The sequence below is a fragment of the Pararhodobacter sp. SW119 genome, assembly GCF_017811755.1.
Classification (GTDB): domain Bacteria; phylum Pseudomonadota; class Alphaproteobacteria; order Rhodobacterales; family Rhodobacteraceae; genus Pararhodobacter.
On record NZ_JADDJF010000153.1, the window covers coordinates 1 to 1,317 of the forward strand.

1 protein-coding gene and 1 other annotated feature are annotated in these 1,317 nt (G+C 60.7%); the gene reads left to right on the plus strand.

Annotated features, from left to right (window positions below; translation table 11 throughout):
- Positions 1 to 50: 50 nt before the first annotated feature.
- Positions 51 to 1,282, plus strand: a protein-coding gene (locus tag IM708_RS20990; RefSeq protein WP_209428491.1) for an IS3 family transposase whose coding sequence is annotated in 2 segments (ribosomal slippage) — positions 51 to 345 and positions 345 to 1,282 — 1,233 coding nt in all. Because the reading frame shifts where the segments join, the coding sequence is not laid out codon by codon here.
- Positions 338 to 454: a sequence feature (AL1L pseudoknot), on the plus strand. Its footprint overlaps the gene before it by 117 nt.
- Positions 1,283 to 1,317: the final 35 nt, after the last annotated feature.

Consider the following 1,317-nt stretch of genomic DNA (forward strand, 5'->3'; position numbering starts at 1 on the left):
TGAACCGCCCCGGGTTTCCGAGAGAGTAAAAGTCTCAAAGGATGAGCCCCATGAATCAGAAGAAGCCCACCCCGAAGTACACGGCCGAGTTCCGCGAGCGCGGCGTTCGGCTGTATCGCGAGCAGCGTCCCGATTACACCAGCGACAACGCGGCCTACCGCGCGATCGCGTCGAAGCTTGGCTGTTCCCACGACACGCTTCGCGCCTGGTGTATTCAGGCATCGCGTGACGCCGGCGAGTGCAGTGGCTTGAGCAGTGCTGAGAGGGCGCGGATCAAGGAGTTGGAGCGCGAGGTCAAGGAGCTTCGCACCGCCAACGAGATCCTGAAGAAGGCGTCAGCGTATTTTGCCCAGGCGGAGCTCGACCGCCCGTTTCGCAAATGATCGCCTTCATCGAAGAGCATCGCAAGGTCTTCGGGGTCGAGCCGATCTGCCGCGTTCAGCCGATCGCCCCGGCTACCTTCCACAGGCATGCCGCCATTGCCCGCAACCCCGACCTGGCCTCTGATCGCGCCAGGCAGGACGCGCAGGATTTCGAGAAGGTCAAGGAGGTCCACGACAAGAGCAAGGGCCGCTACGGGGCGCGCAAAAACTGGCATCAGCTTCGCCGAAACAAGCACGATATCGCACGCTGCACCGTGGAGCGGCTCATGCGAGAACATGGATTACAAGGTGTTACACGCGGCATGAAGAAGACCACGATCCCCGATCCGTCGCAGCCCTGCCCGGATGACAAAGTCAACCGGGAGTTCAAGGCTGACGCTCCCAACCAGCTCTGGGTGTCCGACTTCACCTATGTGTCGACATGGATGGGGATGGTCTACGTCGCCTTCATCATCGATGTCTTCGCCCGCAAGATCGTTGGCTGGCGCGTCTCGACCTCAATGACCACGAGCTTCGTGCTGGATGCCCTGAACCAGGCCATCTGCCAGCGCTGTCCCACTGAGGCGAGTGGGTTGATCCATCACTCCGATCGCGGCAGCCAGTACTTGTCCATCCGTTACACTGAGCGGCTGGCCGACGCAGGCATCGATACCTCGGTCGGCAGCGTCGGAGACAGCTACGACAACGCGCTGGCTGAAAGCATCATCGGCCTGTTCAAGACCGAGGTCATCAACTTCCTTGGCCCGTGGAAATCCATGGGCCAGGTCGAATGGGAAACCCTGACGTGGGTGAGTTGGTACAACACCGAGCGGCTACACAGCGCCATCGGCCACCGGCCGCCCGAAGAAGCGGAGGAAGCATTCTATGCAAGCATGAACGCCCTTGAAAAAGCCGCGTAAGTTTTGAACAAACAAGCCTCTCGGAAACCCGGGGC